Source organism: Brucella tritici, from assembly GCF_008932285.1.
Lineage (GTDB): Bacteria > Pseudomonadota > Alphaproteobacteria > Rhizobiales > Rhizobiaceae > Brucella > Brucella tritici.
Map to the genome: position 1 here is coordinate 901,838 of NZ_WBVY01000002.1, position 23,670 is coordinate 925,507.

Sequence of the window (23,670 nt, forward strand, 5' to 3'; positions counted from 1 at the left end):
ATATTAGTTTTTACCTAATTATCGGATTCGCGTATGGAACTCAGACACCTTCGTTATTTTGTGATACTCGCCGAAGAGCTTCATTTTTCAAGAGCCGCGGAGCGGTTGAACATAGCTGCTCCGACGCTCACGGTTCAGATACAGGAAATCGAGCGGCGGCTCGGTGCGAAGCTTTTTCTCAGAACCAAACGTTCAGTCACAATCACCCCGGCGGGCGAGGTCTTTCTCAAGGAAGCAAGATTGGTGCTGGATCAGTTCGACAAGGCAGAAAGTGTCGGACGCAGAGCCGGGCGGGGGGAAATCGGTCGGATCGAAATAGGCTATGTCGGTTCGGCGGCTTATGCCGGAGCCTTGCAGATGCAGATCAGCCGTTTCTCGCATGATTGGCCCCAAGTGGAACTTCACTCGCGCGAATTTCCGATGGAGGATCTACCAAAGTTCATCGAGGAAGGACATCTCGACATCGGTTTTGTTCGTTTGCCAATGACGCTCCCACCGTCACTCAGCGCTCATGTTTTGCTACAAGACTATTTTTGTCTGGCGCTGCCCTCTGACCATCGGCTTGCGGTTGCTGAGTTGGAGGATCAATACGCTCTTCTTGTGGAAAGCCAGTTTATTCTACCGGAACAGGAGGCAGGCACGTATGAAGTCGCGAAGCGCGGAGGATTCACTCCAAGGATCGTTGCAAAGCCGGGCGGTCTTCTTGCTGTTCTGACACAAGTGTCTTTGGGTGCAGGCATATCGGTAATACCGGGCGTGGTGAGAAACGTCGTGCGCATGCCCAATACGATTTTTCGTCCAATAGCGGGAAAGCCGATCATGTCGGAAGTGGCTGCTATTTTCAGAAATAGGGAACATGCTGGCAGCGTCAAAAATTTCATCACCCAGATATGCGCTTCGCCACCGATCCAGCTTGACCACAGGCAAAATGAACAAGGGTCATGAAATATATTTCACTATATGAATTATATTGACAGGTGCGTTTCTTTGCGATTAGCTATCAATACTGGTCTTCGAGGAGGAGGACCGGTCTTCATAAAGATCAACGGCGTTTTTGGGACGCTATCCGCGCGTTTGGGAGGGGCTTCGGCCTCGAGGAGGACACTTGCGCAATTTTCTGAGCACAACCGCGATGGCGGTTCTTGCCGCAACGCTTCTGGCTGGTTCCGCAACGGCAGCCGAGACGGAAAATCCGTTCCGCTGTAAACCGGGCGAAAAATATGTGATGAACGTCATGGTTTCTGGCGTTGAATACTGGTTTCCCGTCTATGAAATGTTCAAGCAGGCTGGTCAGCAGTTCGGCTGTGAGACGGAGTATACCGGTACGCCGGAATATGATGTGAATAAGCAGATCGCCACATTCGATCAGGCTTTGGCGCAGAACCCGGCTGGCATTCTCGTTCATCCAATGAATTCCGACCCGTTCATCGAGCCTATCAACCGGGCGATTGATCAGGGCACGGCGGTTGTCACATTCGCAGCAGATTCACCGCTGTCGAAGCGTGTGTCCTTCATCACTTCGGACAACACCCGCGAGGGTACATATGCAGCCGATGCCATTGCCCAGAAAATGGGTGGCAAAGGCGAATATGCAGTTCTTGAAAATCCGGGACAGGATAATCACGACAAGCGGATTGCAGCCTTCATTGCCCGTATGGAAGAAAAGTGGCCGGACATGAAACTGGTCGGTCGCGCTGCTTCCAATCAGGATCCGACCAAGGCTTATCAGGGTCTGTCGAGCCTCATTCAGGCAAATCCAAACCTCGGTGCGGTTTTCATGCCAGAGGCTAACTCAGCAATTGGGGCTGCGCAGGCGAACAAGGAAGCTGGCGGTAAGGTCCTCGTCATGTGTGCGGACGTCAATGCCAATATCCTCGATATGATCAAGGCTGGAGAAGTCTTCGGTTCGATCAATCCGAACCAGGGTATGCAGGGCTATATGGGCTTCATGTTGCTGTGGCTCGCCAAGCATCCGGAACTGATCGACCCGATGAACGATGCCAAGCGTTCCGGCTTCAACCCTATGAGCATTCCTGTCGTCGATAACGGCCTTTCGATTGTCACGGCGGAAAATGCCGACGACTTCTATTGGGATAAATATCTGAAGCGTCGCGGTACCAAGGGCATTGAGGAGTAGGCTCTGTTCAAGAAGCCATCCGCGCCCCGCGGTGCGGATGGCTATGACGGAGAGGGAGGAAAAGATGGCTGAACCGGTGCTGACCATCCATGGCGTAACCAAGCATTTCGGAGCGGTGAAAGCGCTGACGCAAGTAGATTTCACGCTTGAACGCGGAGAAGTTCATGCGCTCTGCGGCGAGAACGGTGCTGGTAAATCGACACTGATGAGCATCATCGCTGGCGTTTTGCAGCCGACTGAAGGTGAGATACGCATTGACGGCAAAATCGTTCACATTGCTTCCCCCGCCGTGGCGCAATCGCTCGGTATCGGTCTGGTGCATCAGGAAATAGCGCTTTGCCCGGATGCCACAGTCGCTGAAAACATGTTCATGGCGACGACCAACCGCCGTCGTTCACTCTTCATGAATTACCGTGCGCTGGAAAGAGATGCACAGATTGTGATGAACCGTTTGGCGGCTATCGATGTTCGACAGAAGGTCAACGACTTGCCGATTTCCAGTCAGCAGCTTGTCGAGATCGCCAAGGCGCTGACACTCGACTGCCGCGTATTGATCCTGGATGAACCGACAGCAGCGCTCACCGAAACGGAGGCCCAGCAGCTCTTTTCGATCATCCGTGATCTCAAGGCAAACGGCATTTCTATCATCTATATTAGTCACCGGATGGCCGAGATTTTCAGCCTTTGCGACCGCGTGACGGTTTTCCGCGATGGTCGTTATGTATGTACCGATCGTATTGCAGATGTGACACCCGACGATGTGGTGCGCCGGATGGTGGGACGTGAGATCATGCAGCTTTATCCGGATAAACTCGGACCGAACGAGCCAGCAGGCGAAGTCATTCTTGAAGTTGACGGTATTAGCGATGGCGTACGCTTTAATGACGTAGGCTTTGCCGTTCGCAAAGGTGAAATTGTTGGGATCGGCGGCCTTATTGGTTCGGGGCGAACGGAGATTGCCGAAGGTATCTGCGGCCTTCGTCCACGCACCGCGGGAACAGTTCGCCTCCATGGCAAGACACAGAAGATCAGTTCATATTCCGATGCCGCCAAGGCCGGCATTGTTTATCTTTCCGAAGACCGCAAAGGTTCTGGCGTATTTCTCGAAATGTCCATCGCCCAGAATATTTCCGTGCTGGACCTGAAATCATTGACTAATGGCGCCGGGCTTCTGAATGGGCGGGCGGAGGCCGCACTTGCAGCGGATTTTGCGAAACGGCTTTCCGTACGCATGGGCGGCATCGAAGCACCGGTGAAATCACTTTCAGGCGGCAATCAACAGAAAGTGGCAATCGCTAAACAACTGGCGGTGAAGCCCAAAGTCATTCTGATGGATGAACCGACGCGGGGCATTGATGTTGGCGCAAAAGCGGAAATTCATCGACTGCTGCGGGAGCTTGCGCGCTCCGGTATCGGCATCATCGTCATTTCGTCGGAAATGCCGGAACTGCTTGGTCTTTCTGATCGTGTTCTGGTCGTTCGGGAAGGGCAAATTGCTGGAGAGCTTTCTGCGGACGTCATGTCGGAAGAGGCGGTAATCCTTCTTGCTTCAGGCATTGGCGCGGAACGAGCATCGCACCATGCCGCATGAAAAGAAAATGGGAGAGGGTGAAATGGCAATCGACACAATTGCAGCAGTTGCGCCAAAAAACTCGTCGATAAGGCGCATTGGGACCATGCGTGAGGCCGGTCTGATTGCGATCATTCTGGCATTGGCCATGGTGATGACCTTCGCGTCGCCGCACTTTCTGACGCTCGGCAATTTTCGTGCGATGTTGATGAGCTTCTCGGTGGAAGGCATCGTCGTGGTGGGAATGACGATCTTGCTGATCGTCGGGGGTATCGACCTTTCGGTCGGCTCGGTGGTCTGTTTCTCCATGGTTCTGTCCGGTGCTCTTTTTCTTGCCGGGCTCGATCCGTGGACGGCGTCGCTTGTCGGTATTGCGGCAAGCGCTGCGATCGGCGGTATTATGGGTTTCTTCGTAACCGTCGTTGGCCTCAATCACTTCATTACGTCGCTGGCAGCCATGGTAATTGTACGCGGCCTCTGCCTTATCATTACCAAAGGAACGCCACTGTCGCTTTTCACGCTGCCCTCTAGTTTTAAGGCAGTGGGGCAGGGTACCTTTTACGGCATTCCTTATGTCATCCTGATTTTCGTCGCTGTCGTTATTCTGTTCGATTTTCTGCTGCGCCGGGCCACGGCCTTTCGCAAAGTGTTCTATACCGGCAGCAATGAGAAGGCTGCGCTTTATTCGGGCATCAAAACGAACCAGGTCAAATTCTGGGTGACTGTGCTGTGTTCGACGCTCGCCGGTGTTGCAGGCGTCATCTATATGTCTCGCTTCGGTGCCGCGACGCCTACTTTCGGCGTTGGCATGGAGCTGAATATTATCGCTGCCGCAGTCATCGGCGGCGCCTCGCTCAGCGGTGGTTCCGGCACGATCCTTGGCGCTATTCTTGGCATGGCACTGCTGTCGCTGGTCACATCCTCGCTGATCCTGCTCAATGTTTCGGTGTACTGGCAGGATATGATCAAAGGCTGCATCCTTCTCGCTGCAGTTTCCATCGACCATTTCCTGCACAAGCGGAAGGCGTCCTGATATGTCCGTCGCTAAACTGAAGCCGAAAGCAATAGCGCCACGTGAGGAAATCGTCGTTGCTCGCCAGATGCATCAGGCACTTGTGCTGCATTTTCTGGAAGGACTGACACAGGCGCAGATTGCTGACCAACTTGGGATTTCTCACGCAACTGTCAACCGCCTCATCAAACGCGGCCGTCAGCTTGGTCTCGTGGAAATCAAGATCAAATCGCCAGTCGAGCCTCTTGTTGATCTGGAAGAACGACTGTTGGGAATTGGCGGTATCAGTCGGGCCGTCGTCGTGCCGACCGTATCCGACAACCCGCAAACAGCTCTGCTATCGGTGGGGGAGGCAGCTGCCCGACTGCTTCTCGAAGAGATTGCCGATGGTGACACGATTTGCATCACTGGCGGAAAAGGCGTCAGCGCAGTGGTCGCGGGAATTCAAGCGCCGCGCCGTTTTGATGTCGAGGTTATTCCAGCAACGGGCTGTGTGCAGGGAAAACACTATACTGACGTGAATCACGTCTCGACGTTGATGGCCGAAAAACTCGGTGGGCATTCTTATCAGATACACGCGCCCTTGTTTGCAGATGATGCTGCGCAGCGCGCGATGCTGATGAACATGCGTTCTGTAGCTGACGTGTTTCGGCGGGCGAGGGAAGCCAAAGTGGCCATCGTCGGTATCGGCTCCATTGTGAGCACGGATTCGACCTATTACGACCTGCACCCGTCATCGAGCGAGGATCGTACTGCTATCGAACATTCCGGTGCCAGTGCGGAACTTCTCGCTCATCTGCTCGATGTTGGCGGTCAGGTATGTGAATACAGCCTTAACCGGGCGCTGGTCTCGCTTACGCTGGATGAGTTTGCGCATATCCCGATGAAGATCGGTGTCGCCAGCGGATTCAACAAGGCCGAGTCTATCCTGAGCGTTCTTCGCGGCAATCATCTCGATACGCTTGTCACCGACGAAGCGACTGGTACCCGCATTCTAGAACTCGCATCCCAAGAAGGATATTCCGCATGAGCGGCGAACAGTTGATCCGCGAAATCGGGCGCTCCGGCGTCAAGGCTTCCGCAGTCGGTCTCGGTACATGGGCCATAGGCGGCTGGATGTGGGGCGGAACGGATGAAGCCCAATCTATTGCAGCTATCCAGTCATCACTGGACGCTGGCGTGACACTGATCGATACGGCGCCAGCCTACGGCCTCGGACGCTCTGAGGAAATTGTAGGCAAAGCAATTGCCGGACGCCGCGACAAGGCCGTAATTGCTACCAAATGCGGCCTCGTCTGGCATACCCAGAAAGGTAAGCACTTCTTCGATCAGGATGGAAAGCCAGTCCATCGCTATCTGGGGCGGGATGCGATCATCCATGAGGTTGAGGAAAGCCTGCGTCGCCTTGGTACCGATTATATCGACCTCTACATCACCCATTGGCAGGACTCGACGACGCCAATCGAAGAGACTGTAGCGGCGCTCGAAGAACTGAAACAGGCCGGTAAAATCCGGGCTGTTGGTGCCAGCAACGTCAATCCGCCGGAACTGGAACACTATATCCAGACTGGCGCGCTTGATGCGATCCAGGAGCGGTTCAGCATGATCGATCGCGAGATCGAGCAAGACCTGCTGCCGCTTACGACGGCAAACAACGTATCGACGTTGAGCTATTCTTCACTCGCGCTTGGTCTTCTGTCCGGCATGATCGGGCCGGAACGTGTGTTTTCGGGGGACGATCAACGCAAGGACAATCCGCGCTTCTCCGTCGCTAATCGGCAGAAGGCGAAGAATTTCGCGATGGCCATACAGCCGGTCGCTGATCGTCATGGCGCGACGATAGCCCAGATCGTAATCGCTTGGACGCTCGCACAGTCAGGCGTGACTTTCGCACTTTGCGGAGCAAGAAATCCGGCACAGGCGCTGGACAATGCGCACGCAGGAAAGCTCCAGCTTTTGGCCGACGATCTCGCGCTTATCGACGGAGCTATTTCGGCACAACTGGTTGACATGGACGGATAACGGACGGCCATCATGAACCGTAAAGAAGTATTGGACGGGCTCCGCCAGAGCTCGAAGGTGGATGTTTGCGTCGTCGGTGGCGGCATTAACGGGCTCAGCGTTTTTCGTGAGCTTGCGCTACAGGGCGTGAATGTGCTGCTGGTTGAGCAGTCCGATTATTGCTCAGGCGCCAGTGCCGCGCTCTCGCGCATGGTTCATGGCGGATTGCGTTATCTGGAGAATGGCGAATTCAGTCTCGTGAAGGAATCCCTGGTCGAGCGCGACAGATTGCTGCGCAATGCTCCCCATTATGTCGCGCCATTGCCGACGACGGTTCCGATCTTCGACATTTTTTCGGGGTTAGGAAATGGGATTGTGCGTTTTCTGGGCCTTACCCGCCGTCCGAGCCGACGTGGTGCAATCGCGATCAAGGCAGGGCTAGGCATCTACGATTTTCTGACGCGTAAACGAGCGCTTATGCCGAAGCATCGTTTTCGCAGTCGCAAAACGACACTTGCAAAATGGCCTTCGCTCAATCCTGCGATCCGCAGTTCTGCCACCTACTTCGATGCGTGGGTCAGCCACCCAGAGCGGATTGGGATTGAACTCCTGCGCGATGGCCTTTCTGCTGGACCAAATGCCAATGCGCTGAACTATGCGACAATTCGGGAAACCGGCGATGGTAATTTCCAATTATTCGACGGCGTTTCCGGTGAAATAGTATCCATCCAGCCGCGTCTGGTCATAAACGCGACGGGCGGCTGGATCGATATCGCGAATGGCACGCTGTTTCCAAAAGAGACACAGCCTGCTCCATTGGTGGGAGGCACCAAAGGATCGCATCTTATTGTCGATAATTCCGCCCTTAGTGAAAGTCTTGACGGGCACATGATCTATTACGAGAACGAGGACGGGCGCATTTGCATCCTGTTCCCCTATCTCGGCAAAGTTCTCGTCGGCTCGACCGATATTCGCGTTGACGATCCCGGCACCGTGCGCTGCGAGGCAGACGAACGAGACTACATTTTGCAATCGCTCGCCTTCGTGTTGCCGGAAATCAAAGTTCGTCCTGAAGAAATTGTCTTTCAGTTCGCAGGTGTGCGCCCGCTGCCAGCCAGCAATGACAGTTTTACGGGGCGTATCCCACGCGACCATTTCTGCACGGTGCTCGAAGGGCAGAATGGGCGTTCGCCGGTCCTCTGCATGATCGGCGGAAAATGGACGACTTTCCGCTCCTTTGGCGAAATGGCGGCCGATATGGCGCTGAAGCGGCTCGGTTTGTCGCGACGGATCGACACAACGGAACGCGCCATAGGTGGTGGACGAGAATTTCCGAAAGACCGTGCAGGCTGGATCGCAAAAACGGCAACCGCCACCGGACTTCCCGCAGGCCGCATTGAAACGCTCTTTGAACGTTACGGCACAGATGCCGCCAAAATCGCTCGTTTTATCGTGGAGGGGCCGGATTATGCCTTACCCAATACTGACTATAGCAGGCGGGAGCTTTCCTATCTCATCCAAACCGAGGCGACCGAGCATCTCGACGACTTGCTTCTCCGTCGCACGACACTAGCAATTTCCGGCGAACTCTCTCTCGTCATGGTCGAGGCTGTGCTTGATTTGCTGGCGACGGAGAAAAGCTGGTCGCCAAAGCACCGCGACGCAGAGCTGACGCGATTTCTAACCCTCATGCGCGAGCGCCACGGTGTCGCCGAGGAAACCCTTTCCGCAAGGAACGATCAAAGGAGTAAATTATGCGAGAAAACTGCAAAGTCCGGATGAACCGGTTGTTCGGCAACGGTCGTTGTCTGGATGTGGCTGTCGACCATGGGGTGTGTAATGAACCATCTTTTCTCGACGGATTGGAGAATATGCCAGTTGTCGTTAAGGCATTGGTTGACGCAAAGCCTGATGCCATCCAGATGAACTATGGCCAGGCTGATCTGCTCCAGGATATTCCCGGCAAGGATAAGCCAGCGCTGGTCATGCGCCTCGACATGGGCAATCCCTATAACCGAATCCGCCATCGCAACATGTGGGCGGTGCTACAAAACGAGGTCGATCCGCTGATTGGAGCGCTACAAAAGGATGCGGCTTGTGTGGTGGTGAACCTCTTCATGTTGCCGGACGAGCCCGATCTCTTTCGTCAATGCGTACAGAACATTTCCCGCGTCCGGGCAGACTGTGAAAAATACGGCATGCCGCTTATGATCGAACCGCTCGTCATGCAGCCAGTCACAGAGCGCGGTGGCTACATGGTCGACGGTGATGCCGACAAGATCGTGACACTCACACGGCTCGCCCGTGAAATGGGAGCTGACATCATCAAGGCAGACCCGACAACAAATGCAGAGGATTTTCATCGTGTCGTAGAGACGGCGCGCTGTCCGGTGCTGGTGCGTGGCGGCGGCAAGGAGGATCTCTCCGCCGTGTTTGCTAAATCTGCAGCCTTGATGCAGCAAGGTGCAATGGGCATGGTCTATGGGCGTAACATATATCAGCATGCCAATCCAAGCGCCGTGGTGCGCGGATTGATGGCGATTATCCATAAGAATGCGAGTGGCGAGGAGGCCTATTCGCTCTATCAGCAGGGCTGAGTTACTGGATTGGTTGGACCTTGGGAGGGGTTCTGCATGCAAAAATATCTGTTGGGGCTCGATGCGGGCAACACTATCATCAAGGCGGTGGTTTTTGATCTTTCGGGACGAGAGCTCGCGCATGCAGGTGAAGAAGGACATAGCCGTATGCCGCATCCTGGTCACGTCGAGCGTGACCTTGGCGAGCTCTGGTCCAATGCCAAACGGGTTATAAGGGCTTGCCTCGATAAGGCGGGTATAGCGGCGAGCGATATTGCCGCTATTGGCTGTGCCGGACACGGCAACGGGCTCTACGCGCTCGACCGGGAGGGAGAACCGCTCATAGGTATCCAGTCGCTCGATACACGCGCGACCGGTCTTGTTGAAGAGTGGGCGGCAGAAGGGGTGGGCGCAAAGACGTACCCGATAGCGCGCCAGCGTCCCTGGCCCTCCCAAACCCCGACACTGCTAGCCTGGCTGAAGCGCTTTCAGCCCGAACTGTTCGACCAGATTGGCACTGTATTCTTCTCCAAGGATTTCGTAGTCAATCGCTTGACAGGCAAACGTTTCAGCGAAGTTTCCGACATGTCAGGGGCGGGCTTGCTCGATCTTGCAACGCGCCGTTACAACAGCGCTTTGATGGACGCTTACGGTTTGGGCGACAGTATGGACATCCTGCCGCCGCTCATCGAAAGCGATAATATTGCAGGTAATGTAACTGAGGCTGTGGCGCGGGAGACTGGGCTTGCGGCGGGTACGCCCGTTGTTGGAGGTCTCTTCGATGTCGTAGCGTCGGCCCTGGGGTCTGGCGTCTCGCGCTCAGGAAGTGCATCGATCATTGCAGGTACGTGGAGCATCAATCAGATCATTGTCGATAGTCCTGATCTCAAGGGGCCGGTCTTCATGACCTCTACTTTTGATCGCAACCGTTACATGGCTATGGAAAACAGCGCGACGTCGGCTGCAAATCTGGAATGGCTGGTGCGGGAGTTCTTTCAAGGCGACCATCATGCCGATGTCTCGCCATTCGATGTTTGCTGCAGCCTGGCCGCAGCGATAGAACCAGCAAATGATGATCCGCTTTACCACCCTTATCTCTACGGCGCGCAGCAGGACGGTCACGCCCGCGCTGGGTTTTACGGTATTGCGGGCTGGCATACGAAGGGGCATCTGATACGCGCTTTGCTTGAGGGGGTTGCCTTCGGTCACCGCCAGCACGTGGAGACAATTCGAAAAGCAGGTGCAACTTTCGAGGAAGCAGTGCTTTCCGGCGGCGGCTCGCGTAGCCGTCTCTGGCCTCAGATATTTGCCGATGTTCTCGGCGTGCCTGTAACCGTTGCCGGCTCACGAGAAACGGGCGCACTTGGCGCAGCCATTGCAGCAGGCACGGGGGTTGGTCTGTTCTCAGATTTCACAGAAGGCGCCAATGCCATGGTGCGCGCCGATCGGCGCTACAAGCCGAACGTCGCGCTGGATGGACACTATAATCGCCGTTACGCGCTTTATCGAGACATCACAGCCGCAATGACGCCTCTCTGGCGTCAGATACAGGCCAATCCGATACAAAGCGCACAGTTAGCGGAGACTGTTTAGCCAGTCGTGGGTCTCAGCGGCAATTACCCACGCCGCCTACTCACCTCCCGGCTCGCTGAAACTGGTATAGATGTCGGCTCTCGTCTGCGGCACAGCGGAAATGCCGCGTTTGCGTTTTGAAGCCACCGTCTGGTTGATCTGGACGGTGCCTCTCTCAAATGCCAGCGAACATCCCGCGAGATAGAGTAGCCAGAGACGCGCTTTCGGATAACCGATTTCGGCAACGGCTTTGTCGAAATTGGAATACAGTCGTTCACACCATAACCGGCAAGTGCGGCCATAATGTTCGCGCAGATTTTCGACGTCGTGGACTTCGAACCCGTGTCCTTCAAGGTTCTCTACGGTCATTCCAAGATGATCGAGTTCCCCACCGGGGAAAATATATTTCACAAGAGCCCTATGCTCTGCACTTTTACGTTTGAAGGATTTCTTGTCCTTCTTCATACGCCTTGTGATTGCGTGATGCATGTAAAGCCCACCGGGGCGTAGAAGCCGGTTCACAGCGCTGAAATAGCTCTCGTAGTTGGCGATTCCCACATGCTCGAACATTCCCACAGACGAAATCTTGTCGAACTGTCCGTCGAGCTCTGCATAGGATTTGACGTGGATGGTAATCCTATCTTCAAGTCCTGCCTGCTTGATCCTCTCGCGGGCCAGCGCGGTTTGCGCTTCCGACAATGAAACGCCAGTTCCGATGACACCAAAGTTCCGCGCTGCATAGATCAGGAGGGCACCCCAACCGCAACCGATATCCAGAAGACGGTCACCGGGTTTCAATCGTAGTTTACGGCAGATGAGCTCCAGCTTGTCCTTCTGTGCCTGATCAATATCATTGGCCCAGTCCGTGAAGTAGCCGCATGTGTAAACCATTCGCTCATCGAGGAATAAGCGATAAAACTCATTGGATACATCATAATGATGGGTAATTGCCTCCTTGCTCGACCCGCTGACGAAAGGCTCCTTGCCGTCAAGAACTTCCCGCGCATCGGTTTTGCCAGCCAACAGAAGAGCCGGAAGATCCTTGAGCAGTTGCCATTTTGGCAGTTCTTTCAACCTGTTCTTCACACTCCCGTCGGTCTTGGCTTTAGCGAGATCGAAGATCGTACCGTTGTTGATATCGACGCGACCGGATGTCCAGATATCAATCAGGGAATCATAGTTGGGCTTGAGAAGAAGCTGTCGAACGATTGTCGGGTCGTTGATTACCAATGATGGGCCATCGAATGCACCGATGCGTGTTCCGTCCCAGAGTTCCACGTTGAATTGTGGGCGCAGTGTTTCGACAACTGTCCGGATAATACGAACCGACCTGGATTCAACCGTCATGCCATGCCTCTCTATTGAGGTTTCAGAATGTAGTCTTCTCGCGCTGACCCTAACCTAAGGTATTAACGATTGCAGTCATAAAATCGTGACAGTTACGGCTGCCCTCTCAACAGGAGCAGCACTTGATGTGCAGGATTGCCTGCGTGTCGCGTTTCGGTCAAAACAACGCTGCTGACTTGCGATTCAGGGAAAGGAACAGCCGATGGGTAAACGTTCGAATACAATTCGATGGCTTGCGATATTCTCGGTCATATCCTGTATTCTGAATTTTCCAGCGGGTTTGCATGCGCAACAGGCTACAGATGCAGAGGTGTCGGCGATGACTGAAGAGACATTGCATCATCCTGCACCGGCAACCGACACATTCGGTCAGACGCAATTCGTTCTCAGCGGCGATCCCATTGTCCCTCCGCGCGACTACGTACAAGGGGCGGAGATACCGAACCCCGATGAGTATGATCCGATCGAGTCCGGCACGATTTTTGACATCGTTTATCTGGGCGTTATCGATGGCAGAATGCGTTTCGAGATACGCGGTTATACCGCGGCTGATCTGCAAAACCCGGATACGGGACAAACAGTCGATTTTCCGGTCGAGCAACAATCTATCGAAATCAGGAATATTCGAATTGAGGTGGAGGCGGCGGAATCGGGAAGCCTGACTTACAAGGCAAGCAGGTTTTCTGAAGCTTCGGGAGACTAGTTCTCCGGTGTATCCCAACCGGGATACACGCCTGAACGCATATTGCCCCAAGTTGAATCAATGTCGTGATACTCGTGATAAAGTCTGACTATGATGGCAGTCACAAGGAAAGCTGCGCATAAAGCCAGTATGATTTTAAAGAATAAGTCCGGCTTCAAGCCCTGCCTCACCCGTTGTTAGATGCAATTCTCAATATGTTATATCCATGCGGATCAGTGTTTTTCGTTAACGGTCGCTGTCGAAAGGAAGTTTCGTTCAATGCGGCATTGTTGAGAAGTGCCTGATGTTTTGAATTGTGAAACGATAGAAAAAGCGGGTAAGTGCTTGCGATTCGACGAGCCGAAATTTTGCGCATTGAACCACGTGAAGAGGCGAACAGCATGGAATTTCCCCGTGACATCGAAGATGCGGCCAGAAATTTGTGGCTGGAAGTCTCCGAAGCGAACGAAAAAGTTGTACCCGTCGATGTGATCGCGCTTGCTATCCTCAGGGAGAGGCAGCGATGTGCGACAATTGCACTTTGCGTCTTTGATGACGAAGAGTGGTCGGATGAATACCGCATGGCAGGTGGGCTGACCGCAGATGCAATACTTGCAGGTAATAGCAATATTTCGGAATAGAGCGGTGGCGTCGTACATGAAGCTTGTCGTACGGAGAAACGGAATAAAATGGTATTAGAGCGTTTAGCGGTGGTGTGTGTCTGCCTGCTGTCATTGACTTTGGCTGGATGCACGACATCGCCGCAGAATTATGCAGCTTCGCTTTCAACGCAGGATCCCAAATGGCAGTCGCCGCAGTGCGAAGAAATTCGTGCGGAGGCTACGAACTATGAGGTCAGAGAAACGAAAGCTTCTGATCTGGCTCCCGGACTTCTCATCGGTCCATATGGGCTGGGTATCGCGGCGGCAATAAAAGAGAACGACGAGAAGCGGCGGAAAATTTTCGTTCGCGAGATGCATCTGCGTTGCTCAAGCGCGCCTCTTCCAAGGGAACTTGAAAATACGCAGAACGAAACGAACCAGTCGAAACTGGCTGATACATTTCGATAATTCGTATAGGTCTTCACGTCATTCCAGTCCGTGATAACGTCTTCAACAGCGAGTTAAAATGTCCAAATTTGTACCCGTAATTGCGTTGCACGGCGGCGCTGGAACTATTCTCAAGGCCAATATGACGCCAGAGAAAGAGGCCGCCTATCACGCTGGCCTGCGTGAATGCCTGCAGGCTGGACTGGACGTCTTACGTAAGGGGGGCAAAGCTATCGATGCTGTAACGGCATCTGTAATTGCTTTGGAAGAAAATCCGCTTTTTAACGCCGGGCGAGGAGCTGTTTTCACCGCGGACGAAACGCATGAGATGGATGCTGCCATCATGGATGGCGCAACTCGGGCATGCGGCGCAATTTCTGGAATTTGCGGACCACGCAACCCTATTCTAGCGGCACGTGCGGTTATGGAGCAGACCGAGCACGTGTTTTTTGCAGGCGAAGGGGCGAAGCGGTTTTGCGAAGCTGCCGGTCTGGAAATGATGGCACCGGAATGGTTTTCGACGGAACAGCGTCGCAAGGCATTGCATGACGAAATGGAGCGTCGTCGCAGTGGCGCAGCCGACGATGGCGATCCAGCCCGCAAGCACGGAACCGTAGGTGCCGTTGCATTGGATAGTTTTGGGCATCTGGCTGCAGCAACATCGACAGGTGGCATGACGGCGAAGACGCCGGGACGTGTTGGAGACAGTCCGGTCATCGGCGCTGGAACCTGGGCTGATGACCAGACGGTTGCGCTTTCCGCCACAGGTCACGGAGAATATTTCATCCGCTGGGCGGTGGGTCACGAAGTGGATGCGCGGATGCGCTGGGCCGGGCAATCGCTCAGCGAAGCGGCTGGTACTGTTGTCCGCGAACTTGGTGAAATCGGCGGTTCTGGTGGTTTTGTTGCGGTGGACCGCAAAGGCAATATCAGCTTGCCATTTAACAGTCCGGGCATGTATCGTGCCTGGTGCGGTGCAGATGGTGAGATTTATACCGGAATCTATGGTCAGGATTGAAGTATTTGCCTGAGATTGCAGAGCTTGTCAGGATGTTGCCAGCTCTGTTGTCTTGAAACGGTTGTTCATGTGCGTATGGTGATTGGTGCCATACGCCATAAATCTCTTCCCCATATGATGGCAACGTTTGCCCCGGACATATTGCGGGCTCAATATTACCCAATCCCTTAAATACAGTCTGCCAACGATATGGCCGCGTATAAACATGTATTCCAGATTGGAATGGCAAGTCTAAAATTGCATTGGCCAAAGCCCAAATTTGCTGCTTATAAATTTTAAATAACAAAACTGACAGTCAAGGGAGAATGTTCCTTAGCTTTTCTTTAAGCTTTTGAAAAAGCGAGAAGATCAGCTCCGGGCAATGATGACTGGTGCGCCTTTCAAACGAGCGCAAAAATGGGGAAATGAATGACGGAAGCCAAGTGCGTTCCGGAGGGGAAGATTTATCCTTCTGGCGAAAAGGCGCAGCTATTCAACAATATGGAGCCGCAAAGCGGTGCCAGTGGAGCGGCAAATGTTGCGCAGCCGACGCAGGAGTTCCGCTTGCCGGTCAGCGATCTACATGAGCTTTCCGTTTTGGAATATGGCAATCCGAAAGGCATCCCAGTCGCTTTTCTGCACGGTGGTCCTGGTGCGGGGGTGTCGGCCAAGCAGATAGCCAATTTTGATCTCGATATCTATCGTGTCATCACCTTCGATCAGCGTGGCGCGGGTCGTTCCACTCCTGTCGCGGAAATTGCTGAAAACACCACACAGCACCTGATTGCGGACATGGAAACCTTGCGCGAAAAACTGGATATCGAGCGCTGGCTCGTGGCCGGTGGTTCTTGGGGATCGTGTCTTTCGCTTGCTTATGGCATCGCGCATCCGCAGCGTTGCCTCGGCTTTCGGCTGCACGGCATATTTCTCGGGGGGCAGGAGGATGTCGATTGGTGGTTCCATGGCTGCCGGGCCATTTTTCCAGACCACTGGCAGAAATTTGCCGAATTCGTGCCTACAAGCGAACGTAGCGATCTACTTACCGCTTATTACAGGCGGCTCACCTCGGGCGATCCCGTACAAGAACAGGACGCGGCCCAGAGCCTGCGGGGGTTCTCGGCGCGCACGCAGACCTTCGAACCGGACACGGACCACGTTTCCAAGCTTCTGAAGCCGGAAGCGGCTTTGGCCGTATCACGCATTTTTACCCACTATTGCGTCAACCGGGCCTTCCTCCCTGACAATTATCTCATCGATAATATCGATCGTATCCGTCACCTTCCCGCTGAAATTGTGCAGGCGCGCTACGATACCGTCACTCCGATGATGACGGCGTGGAAACTCAAGGAAGCTTGGCCGGAAGCGAATTTCACCATCGTCACGCTTGCCAATCATCAGTCGACAATTGGCCCGATGGCCGATGCGCTGACCGCCGCATCAGTCCGGCTGGCGCGGCAATTGACGTAAGCCCACACTTTCAATGCTTGGAATTGAGGACAGTTCGATGTTCGATACAAAGACCGCCGATACATCGCTTTCGATGACGCACTACATCGATATCTGCAAGGCCGTAAAGCCCGCCGTCTCGCCGGACGGTGAGCTTCTGGTCTATCTCAGCGATGAAAGCGGCACGGCGCAGGTCTGGGGGCGCCCGCTTGCGGGCGGCGTGCCACGCCAGATCACCAATCTGCCGGAACCGGTCGGCAATCTTGCCTTCAATCCGAAAAGCCGTGATCTGCTTATCACTACCGACTGGGGTGGTGATGAGCGTCATCAGCTCTGGTTGATCGAAAACGCCGAAGGTGAGCCACGTCTCCTCACCACCGATACTACGGTGGTGCATGCCTGGGGTTGCTGGTCGCCGGACGGCACGCAGATCGCCTATGGTGCCAATTATCGCGATCGTTCGCACATGGACATTCATGTGATGACCGTTGCAACTGGCGAGACCAAGTGCGTCTACAAGGGTATCGGTTGGCGCACTCCCGCCGCTTTTGGGCCCGATGGCAAGTCGCTTCTGGTCAATGATTGCCGGCGTGCCATGACGGATCAGGATTTTTGCCGTCTCGATCTCGAAACAGGCGTTTATGAAAACATTCTGCCGCATGAAGGCCGGGCGCGTTATCAGGCACCGAAATTCTTCAAGGATGGTTCCGGCATTCTTTTGATTGCCGATCAGGAGCGCGAGTATCTCTCGGTCATGGTCAAGCCTAATGACGCGGCATCGCTGACCGAACTCGCGGCTTTCGAAGGGCAGGATGTCGAAGCGCTTGCAATCTCACCCGATCAAAGCAGGATGGCACTCGTCCTGAACCGTCAAGGCTGGAACGATGTGGTTCTGATTGACCGCGGTGGGGCTGTATTGCAGCAGCTAGAGATGCCCGTTGCCGGGGTCGTTGCTTCGATTGCGTGGACGCCGGATGGCATGTCGCTGATCATGCCTGTGGAAGGTGCAGCGACATCGGGCGACATCTGGCGCTGCGACGTTGAAGGCGGCGTTTTTACACGCCTGACTGATGCGCCAAAAGCCACAGTGAAATTGCCAGCCTTTATGGAACCTACGGTAACGAGCGTTGCAAGCTTCGACGGTCTGGATGTTCCGTACTTCGTCTACAAGCCGGAGCGTGCACCGGGTCGTGACGGCTATCCAGTTATGATCATTGTGCATGGCGGTCCTGAAGCTCAGTGGAAGCCGGACTTCCGTACCGATATCCAGTATATGCTTGCGCGGGGCATCATGGTCATCGCGCCCAATATTCGCGGCAGCACTGGCTATGGCCGCGCCTATCAGCATCTCGACGACCGTGAATTGCGCATGGACAGCGTCGCTGATCTCAAGGCTGTACGCATGGCGGTCGCGGCACGCGGCGATGTGGATGAGAGCCGTATCGGCGTGTTTGGCCGTTCCTATGGCGGGTTCATGGTCCTGTCTGCTATGACGGAATATCCCGACCTGTGGAAGCTTGGCGTCGAATATTACGGGATCGCCAATTTCCTCACCCTGCTGCAGACTACAGGACCATGGCGCAAGGAACTGCGCGCTATCGAATATGGTGATACCGAAACCATGCGCGATGAGCTGGAGCGGTTCTCCCCAATCAATGGCATCGGTAATATCGCCGCACCATTGATGATCGCGCATGGTCTGGAAGACCCGCGTGTCACGCCTTGCGAAAGCGAGATGGTCTATTCGTGCCTGCGCGGGCTCGGTAAACCGATCGAATATCTGCGTGTACCGCATGAGGGCCATGGCTTCGCGCGTATCGAAAATCGCCGCCGTGTGTTTGGCGCGCTTGCCCGTTTCATCGACGAGAATCTTTAAAAGCATTGTTGGGAGAGTACGCCGTGAAGAATGGTGAAGAGATCTGGGATCTTGTGGACGCGAAGAAGGCTGATTTTGAAGCCTTGAGTGATCGAGTCTGGGGCATGCCGGAGATCGCTTATACCGAATATCGGTCCTGTGCTGAGCATACTAAAATGCTGAAGGAACAGGGGTTCCGTATTGCCGAGAACGTGGCTGGCATTCCCACTGCCGTGATGGGCGAGGCCGGTGAGGGCGGACCAGTCATCGCAATCTTGGGCGAATACGATGCTCTTCCGGGCCTCAGCCAGGAAGCGGGTATCGCGGAACCGCGTCCGATCCCTGGTGCGGGACATGGCCATGGCTGCGGCCACAACCTTCTGGGTTCCGCTGCCATTCTGGCCGCGACGGCGGTCAAGGACTGGCTGGAACAGACCGGCAAGAAAGGCCGTGTACGCTATTACGGTTGCCCAGCAGAAGAAGGCGGCGCGGCCAAGTCGTTCATGGCGCGCGCTGGCGCTTTCGACGATGTCGACATCGCCATCTGCTGGCATCCGGCTTCGTTCACGCAGGTGGATGACGCACAGTCGCTCGCCAATACGCGTATGGATTTCGAATTCACCGGACGAGCCTCCCACGCCGCCGCGGCACCGCATCTGGGGCGTTCGGCTCTGGATGCGGTGGAGTTGATGAGTGTCGGCTGCAATTATCTGCGAGAACACATCCCTTCTGATTGCCGTCTTCACTATGCCTATCTCAATGCGGGCGGTATCGCGCCAAATGTCGTTCAGGCCAAAGCCAAGGTGCGCTATGCCATCCGCGCCACCGACCTGTCGGGCATGTTCGCCCTCAATGAACGAGTGAAGAAGGTTGCCGAGGGCGCTGCGATGATGACGGAAACGGCCGTCGATATCTCCATTATGAGCGCGGTTTCGAACCTGCTCGGTAATACGCCACTGGAAATTGCGATGCATTCGAACATGGAACGTCTGGGTGGTGTGCCGTTCGATGATGCAGATCGTGCATTCGCAGCCGAGATCCAGGCAACCTTGTCGAAGGAAGATATAGAAACTGATTATCTGCGCGTCGGCCAGCCGCTGGCGGAAAATGAACCGCTTTGCGACTACGTCTTGCCGCGTGAGCAGAAAGGTGTGCCGATGATCGGTTCCACTGATCTGGGTGATGTGAGCTGGGTCGTGCCAACCGTTCAGGCGCGCGTAGCAACGCATGCGATCGGTTCGCCTGGTCATTCGTGGCAGATCACCGCTCAAGGCAAAATGCCGGCCGCGCATAAGGGCATGGTCTATGCCGCCAAGGTAATGGCGGGCACTGCGCTTGATGTTCTTCAGAACGAAAAAATCCTTAGCAACGCCAAAGCTGATCACAAGGCCCGTACGGCAAAGACGCCCTACACTTGCCCGATCCCGCCGGAGGTCAATCCGCCACTTCAGCCCCGCCCGGCAAATTAGAGCACAAACCGACCGGAGTGAAACGAGGATCGATAAGATTTTGCTTTGGAAAGAAAAACTTAGAGCGCCGATCTGATCCTATCGGATCGAAACGCGCTCTAACTGGCAGAATGATTGCATTTCGTGCTGCGCGTCCGCGCGCAGCACATTTCGAAAATGCCCAACCATAAAAAGGGGACAGCAATGCAAAGACAGAAGACATCCATCCTGCGTCGCACGACAGCACTAGCGTTTGCCGCCGGTATGGGCGCTGCGACGTTCGCGGCTGAAGCCGCCTCACCGCCGAATGCGCTTGTCATGGCATGGAACATCGACGCTATCAGCACTTTTGATCCGGCGCAGATCGGCGAGGCGGCTACCAACGAGATCATCCAGAATATCTGTGACCCGATGGTGGATTTCGATCCGGCTGACGAAACCAAGATCGTGCCGCAACTCGCCAAAAGCTGGGATGTCTCGCAGGACGGCCTGCAGATCACGTTCCACATGCGCGATGATCTGAAGTTCGACAATGGCGACAAGGCGACGGCGGGCGATATGGCCTGGTCGCTCCAGCGCGCGGTCAAGCTCGGTTTCGGAAATGCTGCGACGCTGACAGAATATGGTTTCACCAAGGAGAATGTGGATCAGACCATCTCGGCGCCGGATGACAACACTGTCGTTTTCAAGCTGGACAAGCCCTATCCGGTCAATCTCATCCTGGCGGCCATTGCCGCCAACCGGGTTGCCAGCCTTCTTAATCAGAAGGTGTTGATGGAGAACCAGGTCGACAATGACATGGGCAACAAATATCTGGCCACGCGGTCGGAATGCGTCGGCCCCTACAAGTTGATGCGATGGAACCCCGCCGAAGTGGTTATCCTTCAGGCGACCGACAATTACTGGGGAGAAGCACCGAAGCTCAAGCAGGTACTGATCCGCCATGTTTCGGAAGCTGGGACTCAACGGCTGCTGCTTGAAAAAGGTGACATAGACATCGCCCGCGATCTGACGCCGGAGGACCTGCGCGATCTGGAAACCCAGGACAAGGTCACCGCTTCGCGCTCGTTGAAGCCTTCACTGTTCTACTGGAACTTCAACAATGCCGATCCGATCTTCGCCAATGAGAAGGTGCGCCTCGCGATGCGCTATCTCATCGACTATGATGGTCTTGGCAAGACGGTCATCAACAATGTCGGCGTGCCACGTGCTAGCTTCGTGCAACTCGGTGCCTTCGGCGCACTGGATGAGAAGGAAGGCCAGCCCTTCCAGCTCGACGTTGAAAAGGCTCGCGAGTTGTTGAAGGAAGCCGGTTACGAGAAGGGCTTTGAGACGACGATGTTTATCAGCACCGCGCCTTATGCGGCTCCGATTGCCCAGAGCATTCAGGATGCCGCTGCCAAGGTGGGCGTGAAGATCAAGATCGAGCGCATGGCCAATGCGCAATTGTTCAGCCGTATTCGCGGTCGTGAATTCCAGACCTCCCTGATGGGCTGGCAGACCACCGTTCCGGATGCCCATGGCAATGCTTCGCGTCAGATATTCAATCCCGACAATCGGACCGAAGCAAAGCAGACGATGTATCCGAGCTGGCGTGCAAGCTATTTCAATGAAGCAGTGAACAAGGAAGTCGACGCGGCTTTGTTTGAGAAAGACGAGGCCAAGCGCAAGCAGATGTATATCGATCTGCAGAAAGAGATGATGGAGAAGGGGCCGCACGCCTTCATTTTCCAGATCTACAATGTCGCTGGCGTCAACAAGGCCATGAAGAACTGGAGCTGGAACGGCTTCCGCGTCTATTACGATCTAGCCGCGAAATAGCGAAAATAGCTCTGCTGGCGGCTTCCCTCGAAGTCGCCGGGCGTTCTTCGATTTGATGGATGACCATATGGCCGCTTGTGGTTTACAGCGCGATCCCGGCCCGGCATCCCGTTTTTCTCTTTCGGGAATTTGCAGATGACGACGCACGAAATCATGGAAGACGTGGAGGAGGCCGACCGCGACAGGGAAGCCGGTCCAGTGCTTCAGTTTCTCGCCGCCACAGCGCGCCTGATTATCTCAGTGGCGATTACGCTTCTGGGGCTGATCACGCTGACCTTTTTCATCAGCCGCCTTTTGCCGCTCGATCCGGTTATCGCCATGCTGGGGGACAATGTTTCTCAGGAAGCCTATGACACGATGTATCGTAAGCTGGGTCTTGATCAGCCGTTGATCGTGCAATACGGCCTTTACCTCAAGAATGCGCTTATGTTCGATTTCGGCAATGCGCTGACTTCTGGCCGTCCGGTACTGGAAGATATCGCACGTGTCTTCCCCGCCACCATCGAACTGGCGACTGTGGCTATTGTCATTGGCACCACGCTTGGCATTCCGCTTGGTGTCTTCTCTGCCATGTATCGTAATTCGCCGCTGGACCATGCCGTTCGCATGGTGAGTCTGCTCGGCTATTCAACACCAAACTTCTGGCTCGGCTTGATGGCGCTTTTGATATTTTACGCCACACTCGGCTGGATCGGTGGGCCGGGACGGATAGATTTCATCTACGAATACTCCATCGAGCCGACGACCGGATTTCTGCTTGTGGACAGTACAATGCAGGGGCAGTGGGACGCATTTTGGAACGCCGTAAGCCATATCATCATGCCAGCCCTGATCCTCGCGTTTGGTTCAATGGCTTACATTAGCCGCATGACGCGCGGCTTCATGATCGAGCAGCTCAATCAGGAATATATCATCACTGCGCGCGTCAAGGGATTGTCCTGGGCGCGCACCGTCTGGGGCCACGCATTTCGCAATGTCGCGGTTCAGGTCGTGACGGTCGTGGCGCTGTCCTATGCCTTCCTGCTGGAAGGTGCGGTGCTGACCGAGACGGTGTTTGCATGGCCAGGCTTTGGGCGTTACCTCACCAATGCGCTTCTGGCAGGCGACATGAACGCGGTGGTCGGCTGTACGCTCGTCGTCGGCATTCTGTTTGTCGGCATTAATTTGATCAGCGATCTCCTGTATCGCGTTTTCGATCCCCGCACACGATAGGAACCTGCCGATGAACACGCACACCAGCACATCACCGGCGCAAACTTCCGGTTCCCTGCGGGCCTGGCTGACTGCGCCGGTACCTACTTCTGCCTTTCAGGCCAATATACAGCAGTTGCGCCGGTCCTGGTTCAAGCTGATGGCCAATACATCCGCCGTCTTCGGCATGGCAGTGATCGTGCTTCTGGTATTGATAGCAATTTTTGCACCTTTGATCGCCACACACGATATCGGCGCCAACAATCTCGCGAACCGTCTCCAACCACCGTCTATCGACCATTTTTTTGGCACCGACGAGTTGGGGCGCGATATTTTCAGTCGTCTTGTCTATGGCTCGCGCATCACACTTTACATCGTGACGCTGACCGCCGTTATCGCTGCGCCCATCGGTCTCGTCGTTGGCACCACCGCAGGCTATATGGGCGGCTGGGTCGATACAGCGCTGATGCGCATAGTCGACATCTTCCTTGCCTTTCCCAGTCTGGTACTGGCGCTAGCCTTCGCTGCGGCACTTGGGCCGGGTATTGAGAATGCGGTTATCGCCATCTCCCTCGCGGCATGGCCACCGATAGCACGCCTTGCCCGTGCCGAAACATTGACCATTCGCTCGTCCGATTACGTGGCCGCAATACGTCTGCAAGGGGCTTCCACGATACGGGTGATCGCGAAGCATGTCGTGCCCATGTGCATTCCCTCGGTGGTGATCCGCATCACACTCAACATGTCTTCGATCATTCTCACGGCCGCTGGTCTTGGCTTTCTTGGCCTTGGTGCTCAGCCACCAAGCCCTGAATGGGGTGCGATGCTTTCTAGTGGTCGGGAATTCATGATGACCTCGTGGTGGCTTGCCGCCGTACCCGGCACCGCAATCCTGCTCGCAAGCCTCGCCTTCAACCTTTTCGGTGATGGTTTGCGCGACGTGCTCGACCCCAGAAACGGATAAGA

The 23,670-nt window shown here is 54.9% G+C and carries 20 protein-coding genes; 19 read left to right on the forward strand and 1 reads right to left on the reverse strand.

The window, feature by feature from the left end; all coding sequences use genetic code 11:
• Positions 1 to 33 precede the first annotated feature (33 nt).
• The 9 genes from F9K94_RS09530 (at position 34) to F9K94_RS09570 (ending at position 10,889) form a co-directional block, all read left to right on the forward strand.
• Entirely contained in the window at positions 34 to 945 is a 912-nt protein-coding gene (locus F9K94_RS09530) for a LysR family transcriptional regulator (protein ID WP_151645199.1), read from the forward strand.
• A 160-nt stretch (positions 946 to 1,105) separates the two neighbouring features.
• Positions 1,106 to 2,137 (forward strand): substrate-binding domain-containing protein, encoded by a 1,032-nt coding sequence (locus F9K94_RS09535; RefSeq protein ID WP_061346567.1) that lies wholly within the window; start codon positions 1,106 to 1,108, stop codon positions 2,135 to 2,137.
• A 64-nt stretch (positions 2,138 to 2,201) separates the two neighbouring features.
• On the forward strand, positions 2,202 to 3,728 hold the full coding sequence (locus F9K94_RS09540) for a sugar ABC transporter ATP-binding protein (protein WP_151645201.1): 1,527 nt from the start codon (positions 2,202 to 2,204) through the stop codon (positions 3,726 to 3,728).
• Between the two features lie 22 nt (positions 3,729 to 3,750).
• Complete coding sequence (locus F9K94_RS09545) at positions 3,751 to 4,740, forward strand: ABC transporter permease (protein WP_192799479.1); 990 nt, start codon at positions 3,751 to 3,753, stop codon at positions 4,738 to 4,740.
• Position 4,741: 1 nt separating this feature from the next.
• Entirely contained in the window at positions 4,742 to 5,749 is a 1,008-nt protein-coding gene (locus F9K94_RS09550; RefSeq protein ID WP_151645205.1) for a sugar-binding transcriptional regulator, read from the forward strand.
• Entirely contained in the window at positions 5,746 to 6,741 is a 996-nt protein-coding gene (locus tag F9K94_RS09555; RefSeq protein WP_151645207.1) for an aldo/keto reductase, read from the forward strand. The genes F9K94_RS09550 and F9K94_RS09555 overlap by 4 nt, the downstream gene beginning before the upstream one ends.
• Before the next feature lie 12 nt (positions 6,742 to 6,753).
• Positions 6,754 to 8,502, forward strand: coding sequence for a glycerol-3-phosphate dehydrogenase/oxidase (locus tag F9K94_RS09560; RefSeq protein ID WP_192799480.1), 1,749 nt, complete (start codon positions 6,754 to 6,756; stop codon positions 8,500 to 8,502).
• Positions 8,475 to 9,317 (forward strand): class I fructose-bisphosphate aldolase, encoded by an 843-nt coding sequence (locus tag F9K94_RS09565; protein ID WP_151645211.1) that lies wholly within the window; start codon positions 8,475 to 8,477, stop codon positions 9,315 to 9,317. Before F9K94_RS09560 ends, F9K94_RS09565 begins: the two co-directional genes overlap by 28 nt.
• Before the next feature lie 36 nt (positions 9,318 to 9,353).
• Entirely contained in the window at positions 9,354 to 10,889 is a 1,536-nt protein-coding gene (locus tag F9K94_RS09570) for an FGGY-family carbohydrate kinase (protein WP_151645213.1), read from the forward strand.
• Between the two features lie 36 nt (positions 10,890 to 10,925).
• Here the strand turns inward: F9K94_RS09570 and F9K94_RS09575 are convergent, their stop codons facing one another.
• Complete coding sequence (locus tag F9K94_RS09575) at positions 10,926 to 12,215, reverse strand: SAM-dependent methyltransferase (protein WP_151645215.1); 1,290 nt, start codon at positions 12,213 to 12,215, stop codon at positions 10,926 to 10,928.
• Between the two features lie 319 nt (positions 12,216 to 12,534).
• On the opposite strand from F9K94_RS09575, the gene F9K94_RS09580 reads away from it, so the two are divergent.
• From F9K94_RS09580 to nikC, 10 genes are all read left to right on the forward strand, one after another.
• Positions 12,535 to 12,918, forward strand: a complete 384-nt coding sequence (locus F9K94_RS09580) for a hypothetical protein (RefSeq protein WP_235920601.1) — start codon at positions 12,535 to 12,537, stop codon at positions 12,916 to 12,918.
• 380 nt (positions 12,919 to 13,298) lie between these two features.
• The gene (locus tag F9K94_RS09585) at positions 13,299 to 13,538 is read left to right on the forward strand and encodes a hypothetical protein (protein ID WP_061346857.1); all 240 of its coding nucleotides are present in this window, start codon (positions 13,299 to 13,301) and stop codon (positions 13,536 to 13,538) included.
• Positions 13,539 to 13,586: 48 nt separating this feature from the next.
• Positions 13,587 to 13,967 (forward strand): hypothetical protein, encoded by a 381-nt coding sequence (locus F9K94_RS09590; RefSeq protein WP_151645219.1) that lies wholly within the window; start codon positions 13,587 to 13,589, stop codon positions 13,965 to 13,967.
• A gap of 58 nt (positions 13,968 to 14,025) precedes the next feature.
• On the forward strand, positions 14,026 to 14,964 hold the full coding sequence (locus F9K94_RS09595; protein WP_151645221.1) for an isoaspartyl peptidase/L-asparaginase family protein: 939 nt from the start codon (positions 14,026 to 14,028) through the stop codon (positions 14,962 to 14,964).
• 408 nt (positions 14,965 to 15,372) lie between these two features.
• Positions 15,373 to 16,410, forward strand: a complete 1,038-nt coding sequence (gene pip / locus F9K94_RS09600) for a prolyl aminopeptidase (RefSeq protein WP_151645223.1) — start codon at positions 15,373 to 15,375, stop codon at positions 16,408 to 16,410.
• Between the two features lie 37 nt (positions 16,411 to 16,447).
• Positions 16,448 to 18,265 carry a S9 family peptidase gene (locus F9K94_RS09605; protein WP_151645225.1) on the forward strand — a complete coding sequence of 606 codons (1,818 nt, stop codon included), beginning with the start codon at positions 16,448 to 16,450 and terminating at the stop codon, positions 18,263 to 18,265.
• A 23-nt stretch (positions 18,266 to 18,288) separates the two neighbouring features.
• Positions 18,289 to 19,713 carry a M20 family metallopeptidase gene (locus F9K94_RS09610; RefSeq protein ID WP_151645227.1) on the forward strand — a complete coding sequence of 475 codons (1,425 nt, stop codon included), beginning with the start codon at positions 18,289 to 18,291 and terminating at the stop codon, positions 19,711 to 19,713.
• Positions 19,714 to 19,896: 183 nt separating this feature from the next.
• Positions 19,897 to 21,513, forward strand: coding sequence for an ABC transporter substrate-binding protein (locus F9K94_RS09615; RefSeq protein WP_151645229.1), 1,617 nt, complete (start codon positions 19,897 to 19,899; stop codon positions 21,511 to 21,513).
• 135 nt (positions 21,514 to 21,648) lie between these two features.
• Entirely contained in the window at positions 21,649 to 22,725 is a 1,077-nt protein-coding gene (locus F9K94_RS09620) for an ABC transporter permease (RefSeq protein ID WP_151645231.1), read from the forward strand.
• Positions 22,726 to 22,735: 10 nt separating this feature from the next.
• Positions 22,736 to 23,668: a nickel transporter permease gene (gene nikC, locus F9K94_RS09625; RefSeq protein WP_151645233.1), complete on the forward strand. Its 933-nt coding sequence runs from the start codon at positions 22,736 to 22,738 to the stop codon at positions 23,666 to 23,668.
• Positions 23,669 to 23,670 lie beyond the last annotated feature (2 nt).

What these genes read in the sequence shown, in the direction of transcription:
- F9K94_RS09550 (WP_151645205.1), top strand. Translation starts at nt 4,742, where the DNA reads ATGTCCGTCGCTAAACTGAAGCCGAAAGCAATAGCGCCACGTGAGGAA.
- F9K94_RS09540 (WP_151645201.1), top strand. Translation starts at nt 2,202, where the DNA reads ATGGCTGAACCGGTGCTGACCATCCATGGCGTAACCAAGCATTTCGGA.
- F9K94_RS09605 (WP_151645225.1), top strand. Translation starts at nt 16,448, where the DNA reads ATGTTCGATACAAAGACCGCCGATACATCGCTTTCGATGACGCACTAC.
- F9K94_RS09620 (WP_151645231.1), top strand. Translation starts at nt 21,649, where the DNA reads ATGACGACGCACGAAATCATGGAAGACGTGGAGGAGGCCGACCGCGAC.
- F9K94_RS09595 (WP_151645221.1), top strand. Translation starts at nt 14,026, where the DNA reads ATGTCCAAATTTGTACCCGTAATTGCGTTGCACGGCGGCGCTGGAACT.
- F9K94_RS09530 (WP_151645199.1), top strand. Translation starts at nt 34, where the DNA reads ATGGAACTCAGACACCTTCGTTATTTTGTGATACTCGCCGAAGAGCTT.
- nikC (WP_151645233.1), top strand. Translation starts at nt 22,736, where the DNA reads ATGAACACGCACACCAGCACATCACCGGCGCAAACTTCCGGTTCCCTG.
- F9K94_RS09570 (WP_151645213.1), top strand. Translation starts at nt 9,354, where the DNA reads ATGCAAAAATATCTGTTGGGGCTCGATGCGGGCAACACTATCATCAAG.
- F9K94_RS09545 (WP_192799479.1), top strand. Translation starts at nt 3,751, where the DNA reads ATGGCAATCGACACAATTGCAGCAGTTGCGCCAAAAAACTCGTCGATA.
- F9K94_RS09585 (WP_061346857.1), top strand. Translation starts at nt 13,299, where the DNA reads ATGGAATTTCCCCGTGACATCGAAGATGCGGCCAGAAATTTGTGGCTG.
- F9K94_RS09615 (WP_151645229.1), top strand. Translation starts at nt 19,897, where the DNA reads ATGCAAAGACAGAAGACATCCATCCTGCGTCGCACGACAGCACTAGCG.
- F9K94_RS09575 (WP_151645215.1), bottom strand. Translation starts at nt 12,215, where the DNA reads ATGACGGTTGAATCCAGGTCGGTTCGTATTATCCGGACAGTTGTCGAA.
- F9K94_RS09580 (WP_235920601.1), top strand. Translation starts at nt 12,535, where the DNA reads ATGACTGAAGAGACATTGCATCATCCTGCACCGGCAACCGACACATTC.
- pip (WP_151645223.1), top strand. Translation starts at nt 15,373, where the DNA reads ATGACGGAAGCCAAGTGCGTTCCGGAGGGGAAGATTTATCCTTCTGGC.
- F9K94_RS09555 (WP_151645207.1), top strand. Translation starts at nt 5,746, where the DNA reads ATGAGCGGCGAACAGTTGATCCGCGAAATCGGGCGCTCCGGCGTCAAG.
- F9K94_RS09590 (WP_151645219.1), top strand. Translation starts at nt 13,587, where the DNA reads ATGGTATTAGAGCGTTTAGCGGTGGTGTGTGTCTGCCTGCTGTCATTG.
- F9K94_RS09560 (WP_192799480.1), top strand. Translation starts at nt 6,754, where the DNA reads ATGAACCGTAAAGAAGTATTGGACGGGCTCCGCCAGAGCTCGAAGGTG.
- F9K94_RS09565 (WP_151645211.1), top strand. Translation starts at nt 8,475, where the DNA reads ATGCGAGAAAACTGCAAAGTCCGGATGAACCGGTTGTTCGGCAACGGT.